Raw genomic sequence first — 14,922 nt, 5'->3', positions numbered from 1 at the left:
ATGAAAAATGAAATATTAGAAAGAATATAGTGTATGGATATAGAAAAATCATTGGCGAAAAATTCAATATATAATGTTGCATATAGAATGTTAAATGTGCTTTTTCCTTTAATAACAGCAACCTATATTTCACGTGTATTATTTGCCCAGGGTGTTGGCCAGGTTTCATATGCACAGAATATTGTATCCTATTTTACTACAATAGCGGCACTTGGTATTCCGAATTATGGTACTAGAGAGATTGCAAAATTAAAAGGCAAAAAAGAACTAACAAATTCACTATTCACAGAGTTATTTACAATAAATTTTATCTCAACAGCTTTATGCACAACTGCTTACTATTTAATGATAATGTCAATTGAATATTTTCAAAGAAATATCAATCTTTATATGATTATAGGAATGGCTATTATATTTAATTTTATTAATGTTGAATGGCTGTATCAAGGGGTTGAAGAATATGGTTATATAGCGAAGCGTAGTTTCGCAGTAAAAATTCTTACTTTAGTCTCTATTTTAGTATTTGTTAGAACTGAAAATGATATTTCGACTTACGCTGCTATTTATTGCATTGGAATAGGTGGGAATAATCTTTTTAATATTATTAACTTGAGAAAGTATGGAGTAAAAGTAACTGTACGGGAGGTACACCTAAAAAAGCACTTAAAACCAGTTCTAATTTTGTTGGCTTCGGCAATTGCAGTTGAACTTTATACAATGGTTGATACAACAATGATTGGTATTTTGTGTTCAGATGAAAATGTAGGCTATTACACAAATGCAATGAAATTAATAAAGATTTTAATTAGCGTTATTACTGCGATAGGTGGTGTATTACTTCCTAGATTAAGCTATTATAATATACAAGGGAATATTGATGGATGCTCAAAAATCGTCAATAAGGTTTTGTCAATATTGATATATTTTTTTGTCCCTTCAGAAATTGGTATATTATTAGTAGCTGGTCAAATCATGCCGTTGCTTTTTGGTAGTTCATTTGAACCAGGTGTTACTACACTTAGAATAGCTAGCTTACTCATATGCACATTAGGTTTTAGTAATTTGTTTGGAACACAAATTTTACTAACATTTGGTGCAGAGAAAAAATTGTTATTTTGTACGATTTTTGGGGCTATTGTTAATGTTATACTAAATGCTTTTTTAATTCAAAAGTTTGCACAAAATGGTGCGGCACTTGCTTCTGTTGTTAGTGAGTCGATTGTTACACTATTGGCAATTTTGTTTTCTTCTAGATATATTTCAATTGATTTAGATAAAAAGTTTCTATTATCAATTGCGTTCTCAACAGTAGGTATGGCGATAGTAGTCGGTAGTATTCAAATTACACAATTAAGTGATATTCTAAAATTATTTATATCGGTAGTATTAGGGGGATCGATATATTTTCTTCTAAGTATATTAACCAAGAATGCAGTTGTATTTGAATTGTTGAAATTAATCAAAAAAAAAATTAGATAAGGAAAAATGTTTATGTATGACTATTTAATTGTAGGTTCAGGCCTTTATGGTGCAATTTTTGCACACGAAGCAAAAGCTGTGGGTAAATCAGTTTTGGTTATAGACAAAAGACCAAACATTGCAGGTAATGTTTATACTGAAGAAATTGAAGGGATAAATGTGCACAAGTATGGGGCTCATATTTTTCACACAAACAATAAAATAGTTTGGAATTACATTACGCAGTTTGCGGAATTTAATCGGTTTACCAATTCACCGGTAGCAAATTATAAAGGTGAACTTTATTCGATGCCCTTTAATATGTACACGTTCAATAAAATGTGGGGCGTTGTGTCACCAGAGGAAGCAGAAACTAAAATAAATGAACAGCGTGCAGAGATTAGTGGAGAACCGAAGAATCTGGAAGAACAGGCAATTTCTTTAGTTGGTCGTGACATTTTCGAAAAACTGATAAAAGGATATACCGAAAAGCAATGGGGGCGGGATTGTAAAGAACTTCCGCCGTTTATTATTAAGCGGCTACCGGTTCGATTAACTTTTGATAATAACTACTTTAACGCACTTTATCAGGGTATACCAATGGGTGGTTATACCAAAATGGTTGAAAATCTGCTGGAAGGAATTGAGGTAAAGCTTAATACAGATTATTTGAAAAATAAGACTGAGTTAGAGCACATTGCCCAAAAAGTAGTTTATACTGGGCCAATTGATGGGTATTTCAACTATTCTTTAGGAAATCTTGAATATCGTTCTGTGTGTTTTGAAAACGAACTTTTGGATATACCAAATTTTCAAGGCAATGCTGCTGTAAATTATACCGATAGAGAAACACCTTGGACACGAATTATTGAACATAAATGGTTTGAGTTTGGTAAAGATTCGAAAGGAAATGATCTTCTAAAAACGGTAATTAGTAGAGAATACAGTTCAGAGTGGAAGCCTGGTGATGAGCCATATTATCCGGTAAATGACGAGAAAAACAGTAAGTTGTATGAAGCGTACAAAAAAATGGCAGAAGCAGAGCAAAATGTGATCTTTGGCGGTCGACTTGGTGAATATAAATATTATGATATGGATCAAGTGATTGCAGCTGTATTAGATTTATGTAAAAGGGAATTAATGTAACTAGTGCCTCGTCTCTAGGCGACGGTGCCAGGCCTAACTTAACTTGTAAGATATAGTTAGGGTAAAGGTTAAAAACCACACCCGAATGATCTTTCAAAATTCGTGAACACAAAGGGACGGTTCTTTTGTGTTAAAATGAGGATAAACTTAGGGTGACGTTGCTGTTGATTGTCAAGTAAAATTGACCCACTTTTTCATTTAAACCTGACCCACCTCAGTTTAATAACTGGTGGGTCAAATTTATATAAAAATCATGTTTTTTACACTGAAAATTGACCCGCCCTTTAATGAGTGTATATTATGAAGCGACAGAGCCAACCAATCTCCTGTGATAGAGCCAGGTAATCTTTTATCGAGAGCCAGTGCTCCGAAAGAGGGAGCCACTAGAGATAGCTCCCTGGTAGTTGAATTATTTAATGGTTCGTTTTCGCCAGCGCATTGAAACATCGCCATCAATAATCATTGAATAAGCAGATGGAACAATGCGGTCAAGAATTGAATCAGCCAGCGCACCACCACCTAAACGTTCATGCCAGCCTTCGGCAGTTAGCTGTGAACAGATAATAATGGATGCCTGATCACAACGACATTCCACAAGTTCCAGAAGATCCCGCTGCTCAGTATCTGTAGTTGGGACAAGCAGAAACTCATCCAGAATCATCAGAGAACATTTTTTATACTGATTGAGAAGATGATGATACTTCCCCTGAATACGGGCAGCTTCAAAGGCGCTAAAGAGATCCGGCAAACGAATATACCGGGTCTTGTAACCGGACTGACAGGCGTTTACCCCGAGGGCATTGGAAATATAGGTTTTTCCGCAACCGGTGGCTCCGACAAGAATGACGTTCAGCCCCTGACGGATGTATTCATTAGTGGCCAGACTTTCCAGCAATTCACGGTTTAAATGGCGATCCGGCAGATATTCGATATTACCAAGAAATGCTGCTGAGTTGTTGAATTTCGCCTCCTTGATAAGCCGTTTAATATTGTTATTATGTCGGGAATCAAACTCCGCATCAACCATCAGAGCCAGTCTTTCCTGAAAAGACATTGAAAGATAGGCCATTTCATCTTCAAGCTGGTCCTGGTAAATTTGCGCAAAAACCGGCAAACGCATATGTTTCAGCTTTCTTAGCGTATCGTTATTCATCATGGTCACCTCCATAATAAGCTGAGCCACGAACATAAGCATATTTGTTGATCGTTTCAGAAGATGATGGTTCAGATTTGGTTTGATTTTTAACGCTGGCTGAATCCTGCCCTGCTTCCAGAATCAGTCTAATATTCTTGTACCGTGGATTGGGAATATGTTCAAGTGCGACGCTGCAGGCATTTTCCAGACGAATGTTTGTATAATGATCAGCCAGTTTTAACAGAGACAGACACCCCTTGTAAGCCTGTTCTTCAACACGATAAGAAGCAAACAACTTTTGGACCACTTCTCTGGTTGACGGACCAATACCTTCGGCCCATTTTAAAAAACGGTCTGAATCCCATTCACTGTAAAGCTGGTGGTTGATCGGCATATGATCCACATTAGTTGAATACTGGCCTCGTCGTCCGTATAGCCGCTTGTGACTGCAAAGACGGGTTCCTTTGTAGAAAACTTCAATGATATTTTTGGTATAACGTAGATCCACTTTCTTTCGGACATATTCATACGGCGTCGAATAATACTGATGGTCAATTGAAACGTGGTAGTTCATCTGCACCGTTGCTGTTTTCCATTGGGCAAACTCATAGGGGAATCTGGGAAGCGACTGCATAAAGGGTAGTTCTTCTTCCTCGAAGACAGAGTAGCGGGAACCCTCCTTTTTTTGAAAATCAGAATGATTGAATTCTTCCAGTTCTTTATCAATCGCCTGATTCATCTCCTCCAGTTTGAAAAACTGACGGTTACGGAGTCTTCCAATTACATGACTGGTCAGCAGACCAACTGAGCCCTCCACAGCAGCTTTGTCTTTTGGCGATAAGATTCGAGCTGGCAGCAGAGCCGTATGATAATGATCCGCCAGTTCCTGATAAGCCCGGTTGATGACTGGATCTTCATGCTTTTTATGGCTCAGCACTCCAACTTTCAGATTGTCGGGGATGAGCAGCCGTGTTGACGCTCCAAAGTAGTCATACATACTGATGTGGGCATTAATCCAGTCTTCTTCCTTCATCGTCAGACAGGCTCTTGCAAAACAGTACATACTAAACGGCAGCGTTGCAACAAAGAGATATACCTTGCAGCTTGCACCCGTAACCTGATCATATAGCGGCATGGTCGAGCCTGCCCAGTCAACCATGATTTTGTCGCCTGGCTTATGGTGAATGTGCATCGTTAGACGGTTCTGACTGACATGATCCTGATATAGCTTGCAGAATTGAGAATACATATAAGGCGGCTTGCCTGTCTGCCGACAGGTATCAACGTATTCTTCCCACAGCAGTTTTAAGGTCACCCCATTTCTCAGCAATTCTTTGTGGATGTAATCATAGTCAGGAGGTACCATCACTGGAATTTTTTCTTCTTCCGGAAACAGATGGCTGTGTAACTTTGATTCATCAATTGCCTGGAACTCCGGATCATCAATTGGATGAGCTTCCCATGCTTTGACCACCTTGGATACCGTGTTTCGGGATACTTTTAAAGTATCCGCAATTCTTCGCTGGCTGAATCCTTTAAGGCGGAGCTGCAAAATTTGTTTTTCTTTGGACATAATTATGTCCTCCTTCCGTAAGTATAACGGTTATCCCGCATCTTCATTTTAATACTTACAAAAGTGGCTCTCTATAGCGGATTTGATTTTTTAAACAGGTGGCTCTCAGCTTCGGATTGCATGGTTTTGGGTATCGGATTGAGTGGCTCTACATCGGCAGAATACTCAATGAGTGATGAGCCGATAGCCGTCATTTTTTAATGAAGTCTGATCAATGATCATTGTCTTTGATGATACCTCCAGAGTAAAACACAAAGGGACGGTTCTTTTGTGTTCAAATGAGGACAAACTTTTTATGGTGACGGTGCCAGGCCAAACTTAACTTATTACTTAACTAATTTATGAATGAAATAAAATAATGGAGGTCTTAAATGAATGCATTAGAAAGCAAATTCCATGAAGAAATGAGCAGCATATATTTTACTGCGAAGAAAGAACTGAAATATAATGCTTCAAGATTTATACAAATTGTGTCAAGAGAAGGCGGATTAAAAGCGGCAAAACAACTAATCTCAAAAAGTGGAGGTACTTATGGATTTGAAGTTTTGTGGGTGAATAATCGACTTGACTTATCTGTAGAGGCATTAGTTTTAAAGCCTGAATACCATGAACTCTTTACAGATGAAGAAAGAGAAATTTGTAAAAATCGCTTAAAAGATTTTGGTTATGAACTTCAAATGCCCAGTGCCTGACACTAAAGAGGCTAATACCAAAAAAACAATTATCCTTATTAATACGCCTGAAATAAAAAAATCGGAGTAGAAAAACTACTCCGATTAAAGTTTAACATTGGGGGACACCTTTTCCAACTTTCAGCGATAATCTTTATTTTTGAATCATTTAGTGCTTTTATTAACAATTTTTCTAAAGAAAGATTTTCGTGTACCTAATGAATCAGATTAGGGAACAATATTAACTGTATCAATTCCTTCAAAAACAGAACCATCATAAAATGCACCGGAAATGGTTAAGCTGCTTGTGAATTCATTTAGATCACCGTTTAAGACAAGGTCAGGAATACTGACTTTAAATACGCCATCTAAATAACCGTCGGCATTTATGTCGTCAAGTGAAAATTGGAGTTTGTTGCCTTTTTCACTTATTCCGGTACTGCCAATTAGAATCGTTTCAGGAGCAATTTGGGAGACATCAAAATCTTCTGAACCAAGAATAGTAAGTGGCAGAACACCTTTTGAACCAATATTAATATCGGACGATACATTAAAGTCTACTGCTATTGTAGTGTCGGGAATCGTATAGGTGAAATCATCCATCGCGAATACATTATAAGAAGTTGGTGAAATCAGGCAATAAATAACAACTTTATCGACCGGCTCACCAAAATCTGCAGCCAGATATCTTGGAGTCCTGAAATTCGTCATATCAAATATCAGGTTTCCTGAGCTTGCCACCACTGCACCATCACGCCATCCTTCAAAATGGATAATACCCGTATTGGCAATACCGCTAAACCATGCTCCTTCAAAGGTGACATCCGTTCCTAGAGATGAAAAGTCAATACTGGTTGAGGATTGAGACGGAGAATAGAAATAGCCTGAATACGGAGCCGAATACGGACGCATATTTTCTCCAAAGTCTGGATAGACGGTCCATCCTGGTTCCCATATTAGTCCAGCATAGTCAGCGGGAACTGGATCGAGCCCAGTTAAATCATCAAAATTCACTACGACCTGAGTATCGGCAGCAAAGGTCGGACCTGCAAAGCTGAATGCCAGGATCAAGACAAGTACAAGCATTAATAAGATTTTTTTCTTTTTCAAATGAAACCACTCCTTTTAAAAAAAATCTAAAAATGTAGTCCCCTTTGTGTTAAATACGCTCATACGATTTATGTATTTTTGTAAAACTTGTTTAGTGTAAGCTATAAATACAGAAAGTTGCAAAAGCAAAATCCAGAGTATTGCAAGCTGCAAAATCCAGAATAATGCAAAAATCCATTGCGGGCAAAACTCAAATCAAATATCCTTGTATCTGACCAAAGAACAAGGAGGAAATGGAGAATGCTCACAATGGATCAAATACATGATATCAGATTTCGGTTTTATGAGAAAGGGGAAAATATTTCACAAATCGCTGAAGCACTGCACATGGACTGGCGGACTGTCCGCAAATATATTGATCAGACGGATTTCAACGAACCGGCACCCAGGCCGGCAGTTGAAAAAAATTCTGTCCCAAGTTAGAACCTTATAAAGCGATCATCGATGAATGGCTGCTCAATGACAAATCTGCTCCCAGAAAACAGCGTCATACCGCCAAACGGGTGTTTGAACGTCTGCAGAAAGAAACACCCGGTTTTGACTGTTCCTATCGGACCGTTGCCAGTTATTATGCAGAAAAACACAAAGAAATTTTTAAACAGAACCCAAAAGCATTTCTGCCACTGGTACATCAACCAGGCGAAGCGCAGGTCGATTTTGGCACTGCTGAATTTTATGAAAATGGCCGCAAGCTGACCGGAAAATACCTGGAGGTCTCTTTTCCGTACAGCAACAAAGGTTATCTTCAGCTGTTCTACGGCGAAAACATGGAATGCCTGCTGGAAGGACTTGATGCCATCTTTCGGCATATCGGGTGTGTTCCGGCTGAACTCTGGTTTGACAACACAAAAGTTATTGTTACGGACATTATCCGTGGCGGTGGGCGTAAACTCACCGAAAAATTCGAGCGTTTCCGGGAACATTACGGTTTCAAGGCAGTCTTCATGAATCCAAACGAAGGCCATGAAAAAGGCAATGTTGAGAACAAGGTCGGCTATCAGCGCCGTAACTTTCTGGTGCCGGTTCCGCACTTTCTGTCACTGCCGGATTATAATCGTGGTTTGTTTAATCAATGCGAGGAGGATGCACAGCGGGATCATTACCGGTACGATGAGACGATTGAATCGCGTTTTCAGGCTGATCTGAAGGCATCGCGCGAATTGCCGTCTGTTCCTTTTAATCTTAATGGGCATAAGACCCTGAAAGCCGACAAATGGGCAAAGGTTTATCTGAATAAAGGCAGGCATGCCTATTCAGTGGCCCCTAAATATGCCCAGTGTTCGGTTCATCTGGTACTGACGTCAGCTGCTGTTATCATTCAGGATGAAAACTTTAGAGAAATCGTCCGCCATCGACGATTATACGGTGACAGCAAACAGGAACAGATGGACTGGCTGCCCTATCTGAAGCAGTTATCTCAGCGACCACGAGCGGTCAAATATTCGGGAATTTATGAAATGATGCCCGAAACCATGCGGTCTTTTTTGGCCTCCTGCTCAGACAGTGAAACCGCTCAGGTCATCAGACTGCTTTCAGAACTGACCAATCGATCCGGTTTTGAGAGCGCTCTGAATACAGTCGATCATGCCATTGCCTGTCAGGTAAAGGATGCTGACAGTCTTGCAAGTCTCTACCGGAGGCTGTATGCCGATGTTCCTGAACTTCCGGCCATGAATCTGCAGCCCGGAATTCCTCAAATGCAGCCGCTGATGCCGAATCTGGATGCTTATGACCGGCTACTTAATCAGAAGGAGGTTAGCCCCCATGCTTGACAATGAAATCTCTGAATGCTGCCGGAAACTGCGTCTCAGCCGGAACCTGGCCGAATTGGCTCAGACTGCCGAAGGTGACAGTCATCAGGAATATCTGTACCGGATTCTCAGCGAGGAACTCCAGTATCGGGAGATCTCCCGGACTGAAAAGCTGGTCAACAGTGCCGGATTCTACAGCCGTCAGACTTTTGAAGGCTACCGCTTTGACGAAATCATGCTGCCTGCGGATCTGACCCCTGAAAGCCTGAAATCACTTGCTTTTATTAATGACCACAAAAATATCATCATGTACGGCGGTACCGGAACCGGTAAAACCATGTTGTCAACCGCCCTTGGTGTGGCAGCCTGCCTTCAGGGTATACCAGTTAAATTTTTTCGAACAGCGGCACTGGTCAATAAGCTTTCTGAAGCAAAAGCAGCCGGAACATTGACTGCTTTTCTTAAAAAACTGAATAAAGCTGAGTTGCTTATTCTCGATGAATATGGCTATGTGCCGCTGGATCGGACGGGCTCCCAGCTGCTGTTTGAGATTATCTCCGACTGTTATCAGAACAGAAGTATTATTCTTAATACCAATCTGGAATTTTCCCGATGGGTCAATGTCCTTTATGATGAACAGATGACGGCTGCCATGCTGGATCGGTTGCTGCATCACTGTCATCTGATTTTATTCCCGGGTCCCAGTAACCGGATGCGAGAATCCAGCATTAATGACTTATATCGATCGATTTCGGAGAATCAGCCGAAAAACTGACAAACATTGCCTGCAATGCGGTAATTTCTGCTGAAATTGCTTTGTATTTCAGTTTGCAAAACTATGGATTTTCCAGAATGCAACATTCTGTATTTTTCACTTGCAACTTTCTGCAAAAAGAACTTGCAAAAAACATAAAACTATATTTCGCCTCCCGGTAATAGTTAAAAAATACAAACTAGAAAAATTGACAAAGCAGCATTGAAGTAGTTTAGATTATCTAATATATATTTCTAATACCCTGTTTTTATTATGATAAACCTGAACTAAAAAATTATTAAAATAATTTTTCGGTACCTGGTGCTTTGCGCCCAGTAGCTGACACCAACATATATGGATATCATCAATGGTAAAAGACTTCTTGGTGCGCCAGATAAAATCTGTGAGTTTAAGAATGCTTTGCAAATTTTAATTATGATTGAGGATTACATTCTTCTTTGATATACTTATCGTAAATCATCAAAAATTTTGATTTGCTGGGGAAGCTGATATGGGATTTAAACTTAAACTTTGTATTTTCATGATTATTATTGTAAGCAGCTCAATCATATTAATGGGTGTCGTCAATACTTATAAATCTTCTGAGCTCACCAGAAACATTCTTGAGCAATCTGCCATTGATATATCCACATCAGAAAGCAGAACGATCAGTGGCCTGATCGATATGGAATTGAAGCTTCCAGAATACCTTACCAAAGATACAAACGTGATATCGCTTCTGGACAACCCTGATTCTGATGATCTTGAAGCGAATGTCGTTGCCTTATTTCAGGATTATTTTGATGAACGTGATAATCTGGATGGCATTTTTATTGCAGATGCAAATGGGATTATCCTGACAGGTCTCAATCCGCTGACCAAAGGCCTGGATTTGTCTTATCGCAGTTATGACCAGAAAGTTATGACAGAAAAGGTCAGTGTGATTAGTGAAACCCTGGTTTCGCAAAAAGATAACCGGATGATCGTTGTTGTTGCCCACCCGGTTTTCTCTCAATCCGACCAACAGATAAAAGGATTTATTGGGACTGTCATTTATGCTGACAGTCTTGCAAAATATCTATATGATATTTCCTTAACAGGGATTGAGACAAGTTTTGTCTATCTTGTTGATGAAAATGGAAATTATATATATTCTCCTGATGAAGATCATATCGGTCAGACTGTCGAAATACCTGAAATTCAGACATTGCTGTCAAATGAAACAGAAAAATCCTCTGCTACGATATGCGAATACGAGACAACGGACGGGAAAATGATTGCTGCCTGCAGTATCATTCCCGAAACGAACTGGTTACTGGTTGTCTCCGGGAATATGGATGAGCTGCAAGAGCCAATAAGAAAAACGAATTTCTTTATCGTAGGTGTCGGGATTATCATCGCTATCATTGCTGCACTTGTTATCTTATATGCGACACAGTATCTGACACAACCTGTCATTAAAGATCTGGAAGAAAAGAACACTAGTTTAGAACGTTTGAATGAAGAGCTTTTTGAAAGTAAGAGTTCTTTACATAAAAAGAATAAACTTTTTGAAATTATCATGGAAGCCAGCAATGATGGTATATGGTATATGGAACTATCCGAAGGAAAACCGGATTATACAAACGCCATGTCACACATGAAAAGTAAGAATTTAAAGACAATAACTGAAACTGAGTGGCATGAATATGTTCATCCGGATGATCGTATTCATACAATGGAAACCTTCGATTTGTTTATAAAAGGTTCTTTTGACCTGTACGAGGGAACATACCGATTACTCTCCGCAGATAATACTTACCAATGGATTCGCTCAAAAGGTAAAGCTTTTTATGACGAATCCGGGAAACGTTATATCCTGGCAGGCGTTCATACCGATATTGATAAATTAAAAAAACAGGAAGAACAATTAAATTTTCTTGCTCACCATGATACACTCACCCAACTGCCTAATCGAAGCCTTTTAATGGACAGACTATCCATGGCTATTGAGGAAGCGGCGCAGAATATGAGCCATATAGCCATTCTGTTTATAGATATAGATAATTTTAAACATATAAATGACAGTATGGGGCATGCAACAGGTGATCTGCTTTTAAAACAGACTGCAGATGTCATCAGAAAATGCATCAGGGCGACTGATATTGCTGCACGGTTCGGCGGTGATGAATTTGTTGTGATTTTTCAGAATATAAAAAACATTCACACTATTCACGTCCTTACAGAAAAATTAAAAAATGTGTTTCTGCTTCCATTTCACATAGATGACGCGGACATATTTATTAATATCAGCATTGGTGTCACTGTTTATCCTATGGATGGTTTATCTGCTGAAGAACTGCTTACCAATGCCGATATGGCCATGTACAAAGCAAAGCAAAATGGTAAAAATAGAATTGATTTTTTCAACAGTTCGATGAAAGAAGATATTATCCATCGCGTGGAACTGGAGCGGAGAATGCCCCTTGCCTTAACTAACAGTGAGTTTGTACTTTATTATCAGCCACAATTTAGAATCGCTAATGACGAAGTCCGTGGTTTTGAAGCACTGCTGCGCTGGAATGACCCTGTCAATGGCAAGGTTTCACCAAATGAGTTTATCCCGATTGCTGAAGATAACGGCTTTATCATCCCATTAGGACAATATGTATTAAGGGAGGCCTGTCGAACCATGAAGCGCTGGAAAGATACATTTGCTTTTACCGGTGTGATGTCTGTCAATGTTTCTTATATACAGCTTCGTATGAATGACTTTTCCGATTTTATTCATCGAACGGTTAAAGAATTTGAACTGCAGCCTGAAGACATTGAGCTGGAAATTACAGAAAGTGTGCTGATTGATTCATTTGATTTGGTCATTTCAAAACTCAATGATTTTAGAAATGCAGGCTTTAAAATTGCGTTGGATGATTTTGGGACCGGTTATTCATCGCTGTCTTATTTAAAGAGCCTGCCTTTGGATACCTTAAAAATTGATAAGTCTTTTATTCAGGAGATTACGGTCGATTCCAAAAGCGCAGATATTATCGAGTCCATTATCCAGTTAATACATAAACTGGATATAGAAACAATAGCCGAAGGTGTTGAAACCAAAGAACAGTATCAGTATCTGAAAAACGCAAACTGCAACCATGTTCAGGGATACATAAAAAGCAGGCCAATACCAGCCGATCAAATTGATACGCTGATATTTGGTTCTTGAATGAGCTTGGGACATTTCGTCCGTCATATTTTAAGCATGCCCAAGTATCCGGTCAGATCGGCAACTCAAGTGATCCCAGAGAACTATACCTGGCATGCGCCAACATGTCATTTGGTTACGGTGTTTTATGGTGCATCAATGATGGGGAAAATGATCTGATCAAGGATTTTATTCATGCCCTGGAAATTGTGTGTGAATTGAAAGAATAAACAGCAAATGGAGCCGCTAGATCATTTAACACAAAGGGACCAAAATAATTGTGAAACGATTTTTTCTAATATAACGGTTTTAAACGCCCGTTATCTTCTCCGGGTGACTGTCACTAACATATATATTAATCTTTATGACGAAACGCATGGCTCCTTAATCCACCAGGGGCTTTTTGTTGTTCGAAAGATTCAAGTCGCGGATGATTATTTTGGGGAATAACACTGAATATTCCACTAGCTCTCTTATATTTTCCACCCCCAATATGATATAATGAAAACAAGCATATAGGATGAGTTGAATAATTCAGCAATATGTAAACGATAACATTTGTTCGAGCCCCCGATACTCAAATCGAATAAAAAGTGGAGGAAAAAAAATGGCAAAGTACGTATTAGCAATGGATCAGGGAACAACGAGCTCGCGTTCAATCATCTTTGATAAGAATGGTACCCCAGTTGAATCCCTCAACAGAGAATTCGAACAGATCTATCCCAATCCCGGTTGGGTCGAACACAGGCCCTTGGACATTTGGAATACCCAAATCGAAACTGCTAAAGCAATCCTCAGAAGCGCCAGAATTGAGCCTTCAGATATTGTTGCCGTTGGGATAACAAACTAGCGTGAAACAACGATTATCTGGGATAAAGAGACGGGTGAACCGATTATGAATGCAATTGTCTGGCAATGTCGGCGGACAGCGAGTATTTGTGACGACATGAATGCCCGCGGATGGGGTCCAAAGGTTAGAGAAAAAACTGGAGTCGTTTGTGACGCCTATTTTTCCGGGACTAAAATCAAATGGATGCTCGATAACATCCCCGGGGCACGCGAACGGGCCGAAAAAGGCGACCTGCTTTTTGGTACCGTTGATACCTGGCTAATTTGGAAACTTTCCGGCGGAAGAGTGCATGCCACCGACTATTCAAATGCGTCACGAACGATGATATTTAATATTCATACCCTTGATTGGGATGATGAACTCCTTGAAGAGCTTAATATTCCCAGAATTATGCTACCGGCAGTCCATCCCTCCAGTTACGACTATGGCATGACCGATCCCAAAATATTTGGTGCCGAGGTCCCGATTGCCGGATGTATTGGCGATCAGCAGGCAGCACTGTTTGGCCAGACCTGTTTTGAGGAAGGTTCTTCAAAAGCCACATATGGCACCGGGGCATTCTTGATGATGACCACTGGTGAAAAAAGCGTTGAATCCAAAAATGGCCTGTTAACCACGATTGCCTGGGGGATCAACGGCAAGGTTACATATTGTCTGGAAGGGAATACCTTTGTTGCCGGAGCAACGGTTCAATGGCTGCGAGATGAACTGAAAATGATAGATAGTGCCGCTGAAACCGAAGAACTTTGTCTGAGCGTCCCTGACACCAATGGGGTTTATCTGGTGCCTGCTTTCGTCGGCCTGGCCGCTCCTTATTGGGACCCTTACGCCAGAGCCTCGATTCAGGGGATTACCCGTGGAGTCAACCGGGCTCATATCGTTCGCGCCGCCATTGAATCCATCTGTTATCAGATCAAAGAAATCCTTGATGCCATGGTTGCGGATTGCGGCATCGATCTGAAAGAAATGAAGTGCGACGGTGGTGCCATTAAAAATAATTTCTTACTGCAATTCCAGTCAGATATGCTAAATGTCCCGGTTGTCCGTCCTGTTGTCAACGAACTGACTGCTTTGGGAACAGCTTATCTCGCCGGCCTTGCCGTAGGTTATTGGAGCAGCATGGATGAGTTGTTGGATAAATGGGCCCTGGATCGCAAGTTTACGCCAGATATGTCTGAAGAAGTCCGCGCTGAAAACTTCAAGGGCTGGAAAAAAGCGGTTGAACGTTCATTGAATTGGGTTGATCACGAATAAGCATTCGTCGGATAAACGTAAAAAATGAGCAGAAAATAT

9 protein-coding genes and 2 pseudogenes are annotated in these 14,922 nt (G+C 40.0%); 8 read left to right on the top strand and 3 right to left on the bottom strand.

The window, feature by feature from the left end:
• Positions 1–33: 33 nt before the first annotated feature.
• Both Q5O24_08610 and glf read left to right on the top strand, forming a co-directional pair.
• Positions 34–1,479, top strand: a complete 1,446-nt coding sequence (locus tag Q5O24_08610) for a flippase (GenBank protein WKY46446.1) — start codon at positions 34–36, stop codon at positions 1,477–1,479.
• A gap of 12 nt (positions 1,480–1,491) precedes the next feature.
• Positions 1,492–2,604, top strand: a complete 1,113-nt coding sequence (glf, locus tag Q5O24_08605) for a UDP-galactopyranose mutase (GenBank protein ID WKY46445.1) — start codon at positions 1,492–1,494, stop codon at positions 2,602–2,604.
• A 409-nt stretch (positions 2,605–3,013) separates the two neighbouring features.
• Here glf and Q5O24_08600 read toward each other — a convergent pair whose 3' ends face one another.
• Both Q5O24_08600 and istA (Q5O24_08595) read right to left on the bottom strand, forming a co-directional pair.
• Positions 3,014–3,760 carry an ATP-binding protein gene (locus Q5O24_08600; protein WKY46444.1) on the bottom strand — a complete coding sequence of 249 codons (747 nt, stop codon included), beginning with the start codon at positions 3,758–3,760 and terminating at the stop codon, positions 3,014–3,016.
• Positions 3,750–5,312: an IS21 family transposase gene (istA, locus tag Q5O24_08595; GenBank protein WKY46443.1), complete on the bottom strand. Its 1,563-nt coding sequence runs from the start codon at positions 5,310–5,312 to the stop codon at positions 3,750–3,752. Before istA (Q5O24_08595) ends, Q5O24_08600 begins: the two co-directional genes overlap by 11 nt.
• 371 nt (positions 5,313–5,683) lie before the next feature.
• Here istA (Q5O24_08595) and Q5O24_08590 point away from each other — a divergent pair, with 371 nt between their 5' ends.
• Positions 5,684–6,004 carry a hypothetical protein gene (locus Q5O24_08590; protein WKY46442.1) on the top strand — a complete coding sequence of 107 codons (321 nt, stop codon included), beginning with the start codon at positions 5,684–5,686 and terminating at the stop codon, positions 6,002–6,004.
• A 207-nt stretch (positions 6,005–6,211) separates the two neighbouring features.
• Here Q5O24_08590 and Q5O24_08585 read toward each other — a convergent pair whose 3' ends face one another.
• On the bottom strand, positions 6,212–7,093 hold the full coding sequence (locus tag Q5O24_08585; GenBank protein WKY46441.1) for a hypothetical protein: 882 nt from the start codon (positions 7,091–7,093) through the stop codon (positions 6,212–6,214).
• A gap of 249 nt (positions 7,094–7,342) precedes the next feature.
• Between Q5O24_08585 and istA (Q5O24_08580) the strand changes: the two are divergent.
• From istA (Q5O24_08580) to glpK, 5 genes and pseudogenes are all read left to right on the top strand, one after another.
• Positions 7,343–8,865 (top strand): annotated as a pseudogene (istA, locus tag Q5O24_08580) (IS21 family transposase).
• Positions 8,858–9,619, top strand: a complete 762-nt coding sequence (gene istB / locus Q5O24_08575) for an IS21-like element helper ATPase IstB (GenBank protein WKY46440.1) — start codon at positions 8,858–8,860, stop codon at positions 9,617–9,619. Before istA (Q5O24_08580) ends, istB begins: the two are co-directional and overlap by 8 nt.
• Positions 9,620–10,109: 490 nt before the next feature.
• Positions 10,110–12,800, top strand: coding sequence for an EAL domain-containing protein (locus tag Q5O24_08570; GenBank protein ID WKY46439.1), 2,691 nt, complete (start codon positions 10,110–10,112; stop codon positions 12,798–12,800).
• Positions 12,797–13,009: a hypothetical protein gene (locus Q5O24_08565; GenBank protein ID WKY46438.1), complete on the top strand. Its 213-nt coding sequence runs from the start codon at positions 12,797–12,799 to the stop codon at positions 13,007–13,009. Before Q5O24_08570 ends, Q5O24_08565 begins: the two co-directional genes overlap by 4 nt.
• A 377-nt stretch (positions 13,010–13,386) precedes the next feature.
• Positions 13,387–14,883: pseudogene (glpK, locus tag Q5O24_08560) on the top strand (glycerol kinase GlpK).
• Positions 14,884–14,922 lie beyond the last annotated feature (39 nt).

The sequence above is a fragment of the Eubacteriaceae bacterium ES3 genome, assembly GCA_030586155.1.
Taxonomy (GTDB): Bacteria; Bacillota; Clostridia; order Eubacteriales; family Eubacteriaceae; genus Acetobacterium.
The sequence above is the reverse complement of the archived record's forward strand: the minus strand, read 5'-3'. Positions and strand labels throughout refer to the sequence as shown.